Annotated in this window: 12 protein-coding genes; 6 read left to right on the forward strand and 6 right to left on the reverse strand. The window is 54.7% G+C overall.

Features of this window, described 5'->3' with window-relative positions; translation table 11 throughout:
- Nucleotides 1–68 precede the first annotated feature (68 nt).
- On the reverse strand, nucleotides 69–3,227 hold the full coding sequence (locus tag N008_RS21030) for an Eco57I restriction-modification methylase domain-containing protein (protein WP_044019335.1): 3,159 nt from the start codon (nucleotides 3,225–3,227) through the stop codon (nucleotides 69–71).
- A gap of 293 nt (nucleotides 3,228–3,520) precedes the next feature.
- Here N008_RS21030 and N008_RS21035 point away from each other — a divergent pair, with 293 nt between their 5' ends.
- Nucleotides 3,521–4,003, forward strand: a complete 483-nt coding sequence (locus tag N008_RS21035) for a hypothetical protein (protein WP_044019337.1) — start codon at nucleotides 3,521–3,523, stop codon at nucleotides 4,001–4,003.
- A gap of 8 nt (nucleotides 4,004–4,011) precedes the next feature.
- Here the strand turns inward: N008_RS21035 and N008_RS21040 are convergent, their stop codons facing one another.
- Nucleotides 4,012–4,986 carry a replication initiation protein gene (locus tag N008_RS21040; protein WP_052381942.1) on the reverse strand — a complete coding sequence of 325 codons (975 nt, stop codon included), beginning with the start codon at nucleotides 4,984–4,986 and terminating at the stop codon, nucleotides 4,012–4,014.
- Nucleotides 4,987–5,498: 512 nt separating this feature from the next.
- On the opposite strand from N008_RS21040, the gene N008_RS21045 reads away from it, so the two are divergent.
- The 4 genes from N008_RS21045 to N008_RS21060 all read left to right on the forward strand — a co-directional run bounded on the left by N008_RS21045 (nucleotide 5,499) and on the right by N008_RS21060 (nucleotide 9,834).
- On the forward strand, nucleotides 5,499–7,310 hold the full coding sequence (locus N008_RS21045) for a type IV secretory system conjugative DNA transfer family protein (RefSeq protein ID WP_052381943.1): 1,812 nt from the start codon (nucleotides 5,499–5,501) through the stop codon (nucleotides 7,308–7,310).
- A gap of 458 nt (nucleotides 7,311–7,768) precedes the next feature.
- Nucleotides 7,769–8,338, forward strand: coding sequence for a BfmA/BtgA family mobilization protein (locus N008_RS22110; RefSeq protein ID WP_052381944.1), 570 nt, complete (start codon nucleotides 7,769–7,771; stop codon nucleotides 8,336–8,338).
- Nucleotides 8,338–9,246, forward strand: coding sequence for a DUF5712 family protein (locus N008_RS21055; protein ID WP_071884660.1), 909 nt, complete (start codon nucleotides 8,338–8,340; stop codon nucleotides 9,244–9,246). Before N008_RS22110 ends, N008_RS21055 begins: the two co-directional genes overlap by 1 nt.
- A gap of 78 nt (nucleotides 9,247–9,324) precedes the next feature.
- Complete coding sequence (locus N008_RS21060; RefSeq protein ID WP_044019338.1) at nucleotides 9,325–9,834, forward strand: hypothetical protein; 510 nt, start codon at nucleotides 9,325–9,327, stop codon at nucleotides 9,832–9,834.
- Here N008_RS21060 and N008_RS24335 read toward each other — a convergent pair whose 3' ends face one another.
- From N008_RS24335 to N008_RS23480, 4 genes are all read right to left on the reverse strand, one after another.
- Nucleotides 9,835–10,344 carry an HAD hydrolase-like protein gene (locus tag N008_RS24335; protein ID WP_071884661.1) on the reverse strand — a complete coding sequence of 170 codons (510 nt, stop codon included), beginning with the start codon at nucleotides 10,342–10,344 and terminating at the stop codon, nucleotides 9,835–9,837.
- 2 nt (nucleotides 10,345–10,346) lie between these two features.
- On the reverse strand, nucleotides 10,347–11,465 hold the full coding sequence (locus tag N008_RS22595) for a DNA-processing protein DprA (protein WP_071884662.1): 1,119 nt from the start codon (nucleotides 11,463–11,465) through the stop codon (nucleotides 10,347–10,349).
- Complete coding sequence (locus tag N008_RS23475; protein WP_156109493.1) at nucleotides 11,416–11,940, reverse strand: ComF family protein; 525 nt, start codon at nucleotides 11,938–11,940, stop codon at nucleotides 11,416–11,418. The genes N008_RS22595 and N008_RS23475 overlap by 50 nt, the downstream gene beginning before the upstream one ends.
- 147 nt (nucleotides 11,941–12,087) lie before the next feature.
- Complete coding sequence (locus N008_RS23480) at nucleotides 12,088–13,134, reverse strand: DUF3644 domain-containing protein (protein ID WP_156109494.1); 1,047 nt, start codon at nucleotides 13,132–13,134, stop codon at nucleotides 12,088–12,090.
- A gap of 577 nt (nucleotides 13,135–13,711) precedes the next feature.
- Between N008_RS23480 and N008_RS21065 the strand changes: the two genes are divergently transcribed.
- Complete coding sequence (locus tag N008_RS21065; protein ID WP_197063011.1) at nucleotides 13,712–14,068, forward strand: hypothetical protein; 357 nt, start codon at nucleotides 13,712–13,714, stop codon at nucleotides 14,066–14,068.
- Nucleotides 14,069–14,081: the final 13 nt, after the last annotated feature.

The raw sequence follows: 14,081 nt of genomic DNA on the forward strand, positions 1-14,081 counted from the left end.
CAAAAGCATCTTACTGTCAGTAAGATGCTTTTGCGTTTTACGCCGTGCTAGCGGACAAAACCTGTCCTTTAAACACCCAATAGGATGCTGTCAGCAAGAGCCAGAACCTTAGCCAGTTCAACAGGATATTCCGCCTCAGGGCACAAGTGAGCCTGTTTGGCCAGCTCGCTTAGTTCGACGTGCCGAGGCTCCGCCGCATCGTAAGGAGGCAAAGTCATGTGTTTGAACACGTCGCCTAATTGAATGGAGATATAGTGGCTTTCTATGTACTCTTTCACGCAAGGAGCATTGAGTAAGCCACACAGAAAATAGGCGGGCGCTTCCTCATAAAAATCAGCGAAAAACAGCTTGTGGTCAGGTATAAACGGTTTGTCTCCTTGCAATGGAACAGGTGCCGAAGTCACCACAGCAGCCCCAAACTTGCCCTGCTCAGCCCATACCACTTTGTAAGGGGCAAACGTGTAATTGCCCACCGTGTAAATGGCATAGAATGGCGCGTTTTTCATCCGAAGCCGGTAAGTAGAACGCCGTTCAAGCGTTGCCTGATAGGTTTCAAAGTACCGGAGGGTGAGGGGCAAAGTACCTTCTACTAAGTCAGCAGCTGCCTCATAATGTCGGCGTAGAATGCCCGTATTTGGCACAAATACAAACCATTCGTGCTCACGAGTGAGGCGGCAAGGGGCAATATCAGATGCTCCTTTAAGGAGCGGATATAGCAAATCCGGCTCGACCCAAAACCGACGTTTGGGGCCAAGGTCAGTCTTGCCCGCTTCCGGGCGAGTTTCTATCTGAACGCGATTCAGCCCAGCATTTTCAGCTAGAATCGGCACGAAATAGATGCCGTTTAGGTCGGCCGTAATGCCCTTGCGGCCCTGTACCCAATCGCAAGTGCCTTGCAACACGTCAAGCTGCTCATGGCGGCCAGGTGGGAGGATAGCCCAGGGCGAGCCAACTCCGCCTACTGGATTGGCCTCCATAGCCTTAAACTCGATGCGCGCCATAACCTCCGCAGGCGAACTTGCGGCAGGGATATTTCTTGAAGTCGTTCCTATTCGGTCCCATACTCGATACGTCACCGGGTAGGGGTTGCGTCCGGTTTCTGTCTTTTGAAATACAGCGACAGCCGTACTATTCGCAGCATCTGCAAACGGTTTAAGTGCCTTTAAATCATCTATTTCAACGGGAAGCAGGTGCATCGTTTCGTTGATGCGAAAGCGCCGGAAGCCTTCCGACGAAGGATTTTGAAATAGTGTCTGCGTGAGTACAAACACTAGCTTGCCTTCTGGTTTCAACCACTTATCCGCTACCGTATAAGTGATTAGCCCGGAAATATCCAGGGAGTTGCCCCCACTAAAAGGAGTAGAAGAGAAGATGTCATACTGCTCACAGGTAGGCTTTACCCGTTCCCGGTAGAGTGATGGCAGGTTGGCCCAGCGCACCCATGGTGGGTTGCCTACTACTATATCAAACTGGCCAGCTGTGGCAGACCAGAAGAAATTCCGCACGATGCGAAACCAGATACCGTTCCAGTTTCGGCGGTGCAGGGCTAATACGTTGCCGTAGGTTTGACTTAGTGGCCCGGTCCAGTTGCTTACCTCACTAGCCGTTAGAGCATGGCGACGCACCAAGGCTTGCAGCGCCTCAGCAGGTTCATGGTTCCGCTCGATTTCAGCCCCCAGAACAGTAAATACTCTATCAAGACGCACCCGGTCAAGGGCAAGCTCTGCCGGCAAAACCACTTCTAGGTCGGCCACTTCCGAGCCAACCCGATAACGCACCACATCTTCCGCCTCGTAGGGCTGACGAGCCGGCGAGTACACCGCGTCAGCTAACAGTACAGGAACTTCAAACTCATGGCCAGGATTGGCGGCTAAGAGGTCGGCCACAGCGATTAGGTAGTTAACCCGTGCCGTTTGCACCGCCAGTGGGTTCAAGTCAAACCCCCACACCGTGTGCGCTAACTCTTGCAGCAATTCAAGGCTGCTGGTACCGGCAAGCACTGCTGCAGCCCGTTTACGGCGGATTGCTTCGAGCAGAAACGACCCGGAGCCACACGTAGGGTCAAGCACGCGCACCCCCAACCACGAGGCCGGCGTTACCTTATCTACACTGTATTTTACCAGCCAGTCGGGAGTATAATACTCGCCCAGACTTTTGCGAAGCACCTCAGGAACAAGGTTTTGGTAGAAGCTTTTAAGTACGTCGTTCGCTTGGGCAGCTTCTAGCTTATCGGTGCGATACAAGGAGAGCCTAGACAGTAAAGCCCGAATAGCGGCCAGTAGTGGCTGGCCAGCGTTGCCCTCTTGGAAAGCGGAGAGGTACCAGGAGAAAATAGCTTCTTCAACAAAACCCTTTACCCCAGCTGCATTGAAGTATTCGCCTCCCTCAACGTCGCGGGCTAACAAGTCAGGCAAAGCGGCTTCATCCTGAGCTAAGATGCTTTGGCTGAAAAAACGGAACGAGGTAAGCCCATGGCTCGCTATAATTTCAGCCGCCAGTAGCTTCATTAAAAGCGAGTTGTAGGTATGGATGATGAATAGGCTAGCCGGAATTAGCAACTCTTCCGGCACCTGCACCTGAAATCTGAGCTGCGCCTGACTCGCAGCAGCGGCCCGGCGAGCAGCATCCGAAATTTGCCCATAGAGTGTGCGCCACTCTTGGAAGAGCATGGTGATTTTGTTCCCATCTGGTTCAGCCAGCGCGGCCGAAAGCAGCGCTGCTAATTCCCGCATTACGGCCATACCTGCCGGGGAATTAGGGCCAAAGTCTTCTATGAGGTTTGAGCTAGTGACAGCCCGGAGGAAATTCGCCTGAATTGCGTCAACCACCAACCCCACGGAAGTAGCTGATAAAGGGTATAATGGGCCAGGCTCTAGCTGGCCATTTACCCACTGAGCAAAAGCTAGGTGTTCACCGTCAATAGCAATGCCTATGTAATTGCTAGCGTCGAGGCCATCCTGACGCGCTGCCCTTGGAATGTATTTGGCCAGGCGGTCGTCCATGGCTTCCTTGAACTTAGCACTGTCCGTCCGGCCATAGAAAAGACCTTTATCCTTGAACTCAATAATGAGGTTATTGTAGCTAGAATCGCGGCGGCCACGCTCTAAGTCGAAGGTGATACCCAGCGCCTGTTGTAGGGTAGTAACCCAACCAACGCGCACTTCCTCTTCATTTTGCCAATTAGAACTTTTGTCCCGTAGCTCTACAAAAATCTGTTCATTCGTCATTGTGGGCAGTGAGGTGCGAGGCAAAGTCTGGTGGGTTAAGTTTTCAGTCTATAGGACTAACAAAAGTAGCAAGCTAAATCAGTTAGCGGTGTAACTGCAAGCACTTCCTAGATAGGCTAGGCCGTACCACTACGGTATAGGCAACGCGCCTATTGTATAGCGTATAATCTTGTAAAAAGCGGATTTATAGCCCGATTGCATTGTGATAACTAAACCTAATGTTTAGTTATCACAATGCAATCGGGCTATTTATTGCTAGTTTAGCTGTTAAACTAAACGTTTAACAGAACCCGATGAGCCAGCCGAAGGCAGCAACAAAACCGGAGTTAGGTATAACTCCTGATGCAGGAGCCGCAACAGAACCTGAGTTGAGTTCAACACTTCCCGAAAACGCGGCAACAGAACCGGAGTTAAGTTTAACACCTGTTGAAGCACCCGAAACAAAGCCGGAACAAAACACAACAAAACCCAAAGCGAAAGGCGGAAGGCCCCGCAAGGCCCCAGATACCGGCCTTTGGGCTATTCGGGGGGTAGATTTGGAAACGCGGGCCATTGTAGAGAAAACGGCCCAGCGCGCCGGCAAGACGATGGGCCAGTTTGTCAATGAGGACGTGCGTTCCTTCTGTCAGGGCCAGCTCACGCAGTCGCAATTGCCAGCCAGCCCCCGCGACCTGCAGGTGCAGGTGGAGCAGCTGACCCAATTAGTCGAAGGAATTGCCGCCCGAATGGCTGAGCCCGCCCGCAAGGGATTTTGGCAGCGAGTATTCGGCAAATAGGAGCGAGGCTAACGAGCTTTGGCGGGCTTGTCAAACAGCGGGCCGTTGCTAGCTTTCTTGATACCCAGTATAGTCAGCAGCAGCCCCGAGAGGGAGTGTGATTTAGTGTGCTTGCCGGTTTTCAGGTCGTGCGCGAACTTGTTGCAGGCGGCGACGTGTGCCGGGCTGGCCAGGATTTGCGACACCAGTTCGGGCGTGGTGATGCTCAGCTGCGCGAGTAGTCGGCCAGCGTTCTCAACCTGGTGCGCGGCCACCCCCGGCAGCGATTGAGCCGCAGCCCCCAGGTCGGGCAGCGTGGCCACCACGTCCACGGCTTGCGGCTCGACCAGGAACACCACGTTTTTGAAGGCGCGGCCCTTTTTTTCCAGCGTGTAGCTAATGCTCAGGTCCGTGTGCTCGTTGATTTGCTTGACCGCCACATCCAGCACCTTCGCCTTAAACATGGCGACTTTGGTGTATTCCTCGTTGCCCTTAGCATCGACTAGGCCCAGCATTTTCTTGAAGTCCAGCAGGTCGAATTTCTTGGTTTCGCCCACGTCCTTCCATTGGCTGCAAAGCGTGTAGATGCGTTTGGCGTGCTTGCTGGTGAGCCGCAGCGCCGAGAGCAGCTCGAAGCTGGTGAAGTTGTTTTTGAGGTCGAACAGGTAGGGCCGGATAGATTCAGACAGCTTCACCTCGATACGTCCCTCCCCGGTCATGTATTCGATGTGCTGAAACATCCACAATTGCTTGTAGCTCTTTTCCGTCAGCACCTCAAACATGCGGGAGCCCATTGCTTCCGTGGCTTTGCGCAGGTAGTTGTACGCGTATTTTTTGCCTGTAATCTCGCTTAAGTCCTTTACCACAATCTCATACACGCCGGAGGTATCATCTTTGCGCAGCTTGGATAGTAGGTAGAAAAACAGGTCTAACTGCAATTCACTGTACTCGTAACGAGCCGTTGTAATAGCGTTGTGGTGACGGACTTCCAGCGTCTGCTTCATAGTGTCAAGGGTTGCTGCTTACACATTTATACACCAAAGGTAACTATTGTCAGTAACTGTTTCTTTTACTATTGACCTTTCACGAATCAAAAGTTTCCTTCAGACGAATCAAAGGTTTCCTTTTCACGAATCAAAAGTTCTCTTTCGCGAATCAAAGGTTTCCTTTCGCGAATCAAAGGTTTCCTTTATGCGCTGTTACATTCTTTAAATCAATTAGTTACGTGCTCTACAAATAGAACAAATAGCTCAAATAGCACAAATTGTGTTTCGCGCGAGGGAAAAAAGGCTTTTAAGGTGATGGTAGGGCGAAGCGGCGCAGCCCAAACAAAGACAGCAACGGCACAAGAAGCCGGTAATTTGCGCGCATTTTATAAACTGTATATTATTGGTAATCAATGGTATAACTCGCTATTGTTGAGCTTATTTGTGCGGCCTTGTACCCCTGTTTACCCCCGGTTTTTAGCCCCCTGTTGGGCTTCGCCGTACCGTAGGCCGGAGCTATCCTTTCCCCTATGACGACGATTTTTTACTGGTTGGGCCACCTGGTTGAGGCCCTGATTTACGCGAGTATCGCGCAGCTCGCGGCGCGGCTGCTGCACCGGGCACTGCCCCAGGTATCCCGAGGCTTGTACCGAGCGGTCGGCTTGCGCCAGGCCCCGGACGACTGGCTAACGTCCTTTGTGCGTTTCGTGGGCCTGTTCCTGCTGGCCACCGTACTCGGCGGCGTACTTGGATTGGGCGGGCTCGTAACGTGGGCCCTGTTAGGCTGGCTAGGATACAGCGTTTTTCGCGCCGTTTCCGGCCCGCAGGAGGCCGCGGCGCCCGGCAGCGAGGACAACCCCCTGCACTTCGTGCTGCGCACTACCAGCGGCCCAAACGTGCGACTCGGCAACCCGTTCCGGGGCACCTTCATCGCGGGCGGCGCGGGCAGCGGCAAAAGCAAGTCGATTATTGAGCCCATCCTGCAGCAGGCGGGCGCGCTGGGCCTGACGGGCGTTGTGTATGACTTCAAGTTTCCCACGCTGGCCGAGGAAGTAGCGGGCAGCTACCAGGGGAGCCCCGTCACGCCCTACTTTGTCAACTTCACCGACCTGAGCCGAAGCCACCGGGTAAACCCGCTCGCGCCCGAGCTGCTGGCCACCGCCAGCTTTGCCCGCGAGGCCGCGGCCACCATCCTGACCAACCTCGACGCCAAGGCCGCGCAGCAGCGCAATTTCTGGATTCAGTCGGGCGAGGTGCTGCTGGCCGGCTGCATCTGGTATTTGCGCCGCAACCACCCCCAGCACTGCAGCTTGCCGGCCGCGGTGAGCCTGATACTGGAGAGTGACGCGCCGCAGCTGCTGGCCACCCTGCAGCAGGACGAGGAAGTGCGCGGCCTGATTGCCTCGATTGCTAGCGCCAGCAAGTCCGAAAACACCATTGCGGGCGTGTTCTCGACCATTCAGAATTACCTAGCGGTGCTCAACACGCCGGAGATTTTTTGGGTGATGAGCGGCGACCAGGTTCCGCTTGACCTGAACCGCGCCGAGACGCCGGGCGTCCTGGTGGTGGGCAACGACCCGGCCCTGAGCACGACCTTTTCCCCGCTCATTTCCCTCATCGTGGCCACGGCCATCAAGCGGCTGAACCAGCAGGGCCGCTTGCCGAGCCTGGTGCTCCTCGACGAAGCGCCCACGCTGTTCATTCCCCATTTTGCCCAGTTGCCGGCCACGGCCCGCAGCAACCGAGTGGCCACCGTGTACGCCGTGCAGGACGTGGCCCAGATGGAAGCCCTGACAAGTCGGCAGGAAGCGGAGATGATTCTAGCGAACTTGGGCAACCAGTTTTGGGGCCGCACCACCAACACCAGCACGGCCGAGCGGGTGAGCAAGCTATTCGGCAAAATCGACAAGACGTACTACGCCACCACGACGGGCCGCAGCAAGAGCAGCCCGCTGAACATCTTCAAGCCGAGCACCCACACGACGAGCAGCAGCACGTCGGCCAGCATCCAGCAGCGCGACAAGTTGGAGGCCCAGCAGGTGATGCGTTTCGGGGTGGGCGAGTTCGCGGGCCTGGTGGTGGAAAGCAGCCGCCCGGAGTTCCGCGCCACCTTCCGGGCCGAGCCGAGCAAGGCCGCGAAGATTGCCCCGTTCCAGGAAGCAACGGCCGACCAGGTGGGCCAAAACTTCGCCGCCATCAAGGCCCAGGTGCGCGCCATCGTCGCCGGTCCCGCGCAGGAGGCCGAGGCGTTTGCAATTGCAAAACCGGAGGCCCCGGCCAACCCCCCAGCCGCCAGCCAAGCCGCCACCGACGAGGACCACGGGCCGCTGCATGGGCTGTAAGGCAGGCCCAGGCCGGAGCTAACCAGGTAGCATCTTTGGGGGATTCGGGCAGCGGCTGTTTGCTTACGGGCGACTGACAGAACCTATCCTTTTCGACCAAAACCCAGCCAGGTACGAACCCGCCCGCACCGCCTAAAAAGTACGTTCAGGATAGGCCGTAGGGGTAGCACAGAAAGGCGGCAGTACCAAGTGGGCCGCGGCTTTTCTTCCCTCTTGTTCACTTATCAAACCTCAGAGTTAGGCGGGTGGGGCCTATCCTAACGGCGCGGACGTACCCCTAACGTCGTCGTTCTGGAACAGAAGCGAGCAGAAACGCTATTCGCTTCGCTTCATAGCGTTCCGCTCTATATTATGTAGTTGATAATCAAACAAAAGGGAAAATGAAATGAACTCAAAGCGAGTACATGCGTATGCAATACACTGATTATCAACAACAATTTGAGTTCAAACGCGAGTTCATGGACAAAACGATACGTGCCGACGAAGCGGCGTACCAGGGTTTCCGGAAGCTGGCCAAGGAGCACAGCCTGACCAATCCCGAACTGCTGGCCGCGATGGTGCAGTACTTCCGGGTGACTAAGGCCGACCCCCGCGAGCCTAACGGCCCGGACCTGAGCAGCGCCCTAGGCAAGCTCACGGCCAAGCTCGACCAATTGGACAAGCGCACCATTGGATTCATCCGGGAGCAGGAGAAGACCTACCTCAAGCCCATTCTGGCCGAGGTGCAGGCCGTGCACAGCTGGACGGCCGCTCCCATCGGGATGACCGAGCCCCAGCTGACGGACGTGGAGCAGTGGCTGACGTCGGTGGTCCGCAAGGCCTTCAAACCCGAGTACCGGCACCCGAACCTGCTGAGCAGCGCCGCCCCCAGCTACGACGCCTTTCCGGAGCTGGCCCCGTTGCGCAAGGTGCTCACGACCGTACTCGGCCGCGAGCTGAACCCAGCCCAGTTCATTCCGCGAGTCCCCGCGCCGACGCCGGCCGCCGCTACCCCACCGCCCCCTTCACCCGCCACCCCGCCCGCCTAATGGTTGCCAAAATCCCCAGTTCCGGCAAGGGCCTGTCCCAGCGCACCGGCAGCTGCGCGGGCCTGGTCGAGTACCTTGAAAAGGAGGTGCAAGGCGAGTGGTTCAGCCTCGACCGCGAGGACGTGCCCGCCGCCGAAGTTACGCAGACGCTCGACCGCAACAAGCGCAATTTGAACCGCGACGCCGACAAGTACTACCAGGTGATACTTGCCCCGAGCCAGGCTGAACTGCGCCATATTGGCAGCGACCCGGAGAAGCTGAAAACCTACACCCGGGCGGCGATGGAAGAGTACGCGGCCAACTTTGGGAAGGGCATCGAGGGGAAAGACCTGGTGTACTTCGCCAAGGTGGAGCACGAACGCACGACCGGCCCCCAGGACCGGGCGGTGCAGGTGGGCGACGTGAAGCGGGGCCAGGCCAAGGAAGGTGAGCAGACGCACGTTCACGTCCTGGTCAGCCGCACAGAGAACCTTGCCCGCTACACCGAGCGCAAGCAGGCCGGCGAGTTGGACCGCAAGAACCCCTACCATCTGAGCCCACTGACCAACCACAAAAACACCGAGCGCGGGGTAGTAACGGGCGGCTTCGAGCGCAAGCAGTACTCGGAGCGGGTAGAGCAGGCCTTTGACCAGGCGTTCGGCTACGAGCGGCCCCTGGTCGAAACCTTCCGCTATGCCCACACGATGCAGCACGGCACCCCCGAGGAATGCACGGCCCTGCGCGCCCAGGCCCTGCGCGAGCAGCTGCAACGCCAGGCGGCGCAGCAAGCCGCCGAGCAAAAGCAGCCGCAGCAGGCCGTGACCCCGCAGCGCGACGTGACCCCAGCCGCCCCGGACCAAGCTGTTACGCCGGCCGTGGAGCACCCCGCCCCGAGGCCGGAGCGTCGCAGCCGAGGAATCGGAATGTAGCCCGAAAAAGAGGCGGTAGTGAAGCGAGAAAAGTCCCTTTTTGCCGGCGAAAAGGGGCTTTTTTGCGTATAGTATGGTATGACAGGAAGCCAGAAAAAGCAGGCCCGCCAGCAGGCCCGCCAGCAGGCCCGCCAGCGGTTCAGCAAGCACCTCTATCCGGTTAGAACGTTCCAGGGTGACCCCACCCGGCCGGCCTACACCTTGTACTGCTTATGGAAGTACCCAACTTACCTAGCAGCAGCCAATGAGCTGGACGAATTGATTGAGCAGTGGCCCCGGAACCAGGCCCGTACCCTTGCCCTGCTGGCCGTGCGCGCCGCTTTCTTCGAGAACGGGGCCGTGCATTGGGACGTGGAATCGGTCCATGAAGAGGACCAAACGAACATTCACGCCCTGATGCTGCAGGAGCGCCGAGGCTTGCGCCGCTTCGACCCGCCACGAGACGCCCGCCACGCCCACAACTTCGCGCTGGCCGAGGCGGCACTGGTCGAGAGTCAACGTCGTAAACAAGGTCCCTCGACTGGGAAACGATCACATCGAGTGTTCGCGAACCGTCCCCCAAAATATATTCTATTTGCTCCTAAGTAGCTAAGCGCGCAATTTATCTAAGAAGGCTACTACTTCATGCGGGGTGTTGAAAGTGAACTCTGGCTGCGCTGCTAACAGAGCTGCAGGGTCATTACTTCCCCATAAGCATGCCACGCTGTGTACTCCTGCTGCATTAGAGGCAGTAATGTCAGTAGCCATATCCCCGAAAGAGTATACTTGATCGAGGGGAGGGTTGCCTAGCCGCTCTAATGCAAGCTGAATTGGTGCAGGGTGTGGTTTGCGCTGTGTAGTGTCATGGTAGCATACTGTAATGGGAATGGGCCACTTATAGTGCTGAATGACTTTGCTACAGTATGTTCCAGGAGACGATGTCACAACGGCGACCTTGGTGTCAGTCCGGCTGATATGAGCGAAAATTTCCTCAATGCCATCGTACACTCCCATTCTAGGGATAAGGGGATAAACGTTTGGCCACTGCCTGTTTTTGCGATGCACTTCTGCAATACTAGAATCAAGTAATGTCTGGTCGAGGTCAAAGATTAGGTACATACTTAAAAAAACTTATACTGTGTACCAGGTGATACATGAAGCTCATACTCCCCATCTGCATGATAATTAGGGTTTTGTGCAGAAGCTGAGAGTGCTGCTGTTGCTTTAGGAAGTGTAGTCAATGGTTGTGCTATTGGGGCTTGGTCTGAGTCTCTGTATTGGCCATGCACAAGCAGGTTGCGGAATCGACTGATTTCTTCGCTACTGCCTAGCGGGAAGGCTTTCTTATCGTGAATAAGCATGTTATTCCCCTGTGCCTTGTCATGGTCGCGATACTGTGCTGGATGTGAAAGGCATGCTAGATAGCGGTCTTGCTGTTGTGAGAATTTGACGGTGTGCATAGTGCCGCCTTTAATATCTGTCTCAATGACGATAACGGCGTCACTAAGACCACTTTGCAAACGGTCGCGGTCAATAAAAAAGACGGGTTGAGGCTTTACGCCAACCTCATATTCAGAGATTAGACACCCATTAGTCTCAAGAATTTCTTGCGCTAACCCCCTGTTCTCTTTCGGATAAATGTAGTCCACGCCACTTGCCAGTACTGCCACCGTTTGCCCCCCTGCATCTAGGCAAGCTCGGTGCGCGATGGTGTCACAGCCAGTAGCTAAGCCACTGATAACGGTAAATCGCTGTTCAGCAAACAATTGGGCTAACCGATAACCTGCTTTGTTACCAAAAGCGCTAGGTTCTCTAGTTCCAATGATGGCAACTGAATGCTCCGTGTTAAGTGCCTGCAAATTGCCCTTAGCATACACTAGTAACGGCCGGTCTGGAATATTCCGGTAGCGGTCGGGATAGTGCCTGTCATCTGTTGAAAGCACGTCGACTCCGCTTTGCTCACACTTGCTCAGTACTGTTAGTGCCTTCTCATGTGCTGTGTGGAGGTCATCAAGAGTAGGCACTGGCATACTAGGTCGCTTCTTGCGAGCCGTGTGAAAGCAATCTAATAGGTCAGCAACGCGGTGAGGGGTATCCGAGCAGCTGGCAATGATGAATTCTGCTGTTTTACGACCGATTCTAGGCGTTTTGAGCAGGGTTAAGATATATTCGGATCTCATGTTGGGGTTCTCATTGAGTTTGACCAAGGGCATACCCCTGCACTGAAGCAGCTCCAGCATCTAGGAGCAAGGAGCGGCAAGCCTGAAGCGAATTATGAGAGGTGGTTACGTCATCCAGTAGCAATACTGTCTGCCCTCTGATTAGTTCAGGCTGATTCACCTGAATGGAGCCAAGGTGCTTTTGTATGCTACGGTCACCACCTGTAGCTGACTTCACCACTTTCACTGTCCGCTGTAAACAGTCTACTGCATCAATACGTGCTGTGTTGTTTATCAGGTGTTTAGCCAACGTTTTCATGCCCGAAGTGGTGTTTGCTGGGTCATGAGAGGGGACTACGGCAATAGCAATACCGTCTCGAAAAAGTGGTGCTAGTTGCGCTAGGAAGTAGTTCAAACCTCTGGTTTCCTGTTTCTTTAGACTTAGAACAAGGCTACTAAAAGCATCAAAAGCAGGATTGTTGCCACCGTGCCAAGGGTGATAAACGCCTAGTGAAATAACGTCAGCGGGTGGGATTGGTGGGGTGATGAAAACCATGAATTAAGACCGTAAATGTGTTTCGTAGGCAGAACTTTTGTGGTTGAATTGACAATACAAGTGCTTGTGAAGCAATGAAAATTGCACTATTAGGGAGTGCGTTAGAGAAGGCGGACTAACAGTTGGCCCCTTCATTAGACGCCATGCTTACTCTCCATACTCAGCTATTAGAAGCTGATAAATCACGTCGCTATACATCTTTTTTCCCTTGCCCGTTTTCCTAACAGGATCTAAGTAACTCATACGTAGAACGTTTGGGTTTTCCCCTAGGCGAGTAAGCAAGTCCCAAAATTGCTGATTATGCTTAACGTGAGGCCAGCGTTCTTTTACGAATTCTTGTACATCGCATGTACGCAGATTAAAGTGCTGCCAAAGTTGGTCATCACCTAATTGTACTTCAGGCGCATTTCTGCTATTAGTGATTCTAACTTGCTCTGGCAATGTAATGTGTCTATGCACACTGAGCGTAGCTGCTTCAGGCTCAGAGTTGTTTACCCGGACCACAAGATCAGCATTGGAGGCTCTCCTTGAATCCTCCAGATGAACGAAGTATGTGACTAAGATAGAGTGCTCTGGTGTCAATCCCTGAGCATGCAATTCTTCTCCAGCATCGCTAAGAGCTTTTAAAAAGTTGCGTACCTCAATTGGCGCATTGGTACTTGCTGACTGATTACTTAAGAAATCCTCAGGGACTATAGGCCTGCTGAAACCTACTGGTAGCACCCCTAGGTCCTCAGGTGAGAGGAGTTCTCGTTGGAAATGTTGCCTCACAAAGTGAGAAAAATTCCTAACGCATTCAGCAAAGAGGCCTAGTAGTATAGCGTCCATAGCTTGCCCATAAAGGTGCACGCTCTGGTTACGGTAGTTGTAGGTGATGCCTAGATTGGCATGAGTTGCAAGGAAAGACTGAGCACTACCAGTTAAGCGTCTTCTGACTTCATCCCGGCATTCGTTTAGGCCTTTAGTTTTGCCGTCTGGAAGGAATATTTTGAATCGTGGTCTGACCTTATACAGATAGGCTTTTAAGACTTTCTCCCAAGCAGCTAATGCTAATTCGGCTGCTATCTCATAACGGTGCGGTTGGGTTGGACGGTTGAAGAACTCCAACGCTACCCGCATGTGTGATATTCCGCTTTGTAATAGAGAATTTGCTAGCGGAGGCCTGCGCTTGCGAGAGGTAGGAGCTTCAGGCATAAATAGTCAACCATAGAACGGATACGCTGAAAGAAAAGAGCAGGTATGGTACTCTTGATGTAGATGGGTCAAGTTACCAAACCCCTGCAAAATACACCCGAAAAATAAGGCCCCACACCGGGAAAGTACCACAGCCAGGCGGTGGGGCCGTGGGGGCAAAAACCGGTGCGATTCCCAGAAGTGTCCGAGAACCGTTTTTATGTTAAGCGACTTTTTCCAGGAACCAGAGGGAAAGAATACCCACCCCCGACTACCCCCAAAATCCAGTTTGCCTAGGGCCACGCGAGATACCGGACCTCTACGTAGTTATCCTTGCCGGACGGGCCGGCCTGCTACGTGTTTCCCTCGGTAAAATACGGGTTTTTAGCACCGGAATAGGCTTTTGTTCAGCTTGTTGCCCGATTAAGTAGGCCGCACCTTTGCGGGATGGTAGACGAAGCAAGGCGGCGGCAGGTCGTAAAAGGGTGTCTGCAGCTCACCCAGGGTACGGTGGCGGCCGCGGATTTTTATGAATTGCGCCTGCTGGCCCTTTACGTTCGGGGCGAGTTGGCTATTGACCACGTTTGTGACCTGCTCGATGCACGACCCAAATCCACTACAGCCCCCACCCAAGCGTCCGATTGCGCCCCAAGGAACCGCCCACGGCCCTGGCCACGACACGCGCACCGGCCACTTGCGCCCCGTCATTGAGTTTCTGCTGGCTCAGGGCAACTGCCCGGCGCAGTGGTGGCACACGGACGGGTGGCGGTCCGACCCCGGGGGCGAACTGCACTACGCCTTTACGGGCCCCATTGACGCGGCCCAACTGCGCGAGCACTTTGCCTTTCCTGAATCTATCGTGCTCGATGACGCCGGCACCATCCGGGACGGAGTAAACCGGGTAGATATTTATCACCAGCAGCCCCCTACACCGTTCAGCTTTGAGCAACCTTAGTAATTGTAAAACG

The organism is Hymenobacter sp. APR13 (genome assembly GCF_000737515.1).
In the GTDB taxonomy this organism is placed as follows: domain Bacteria; phylum Bacteroidota; class Bacteroidia; order Cytophagales; family Hymenobacteraceae; genus Hymenobacter.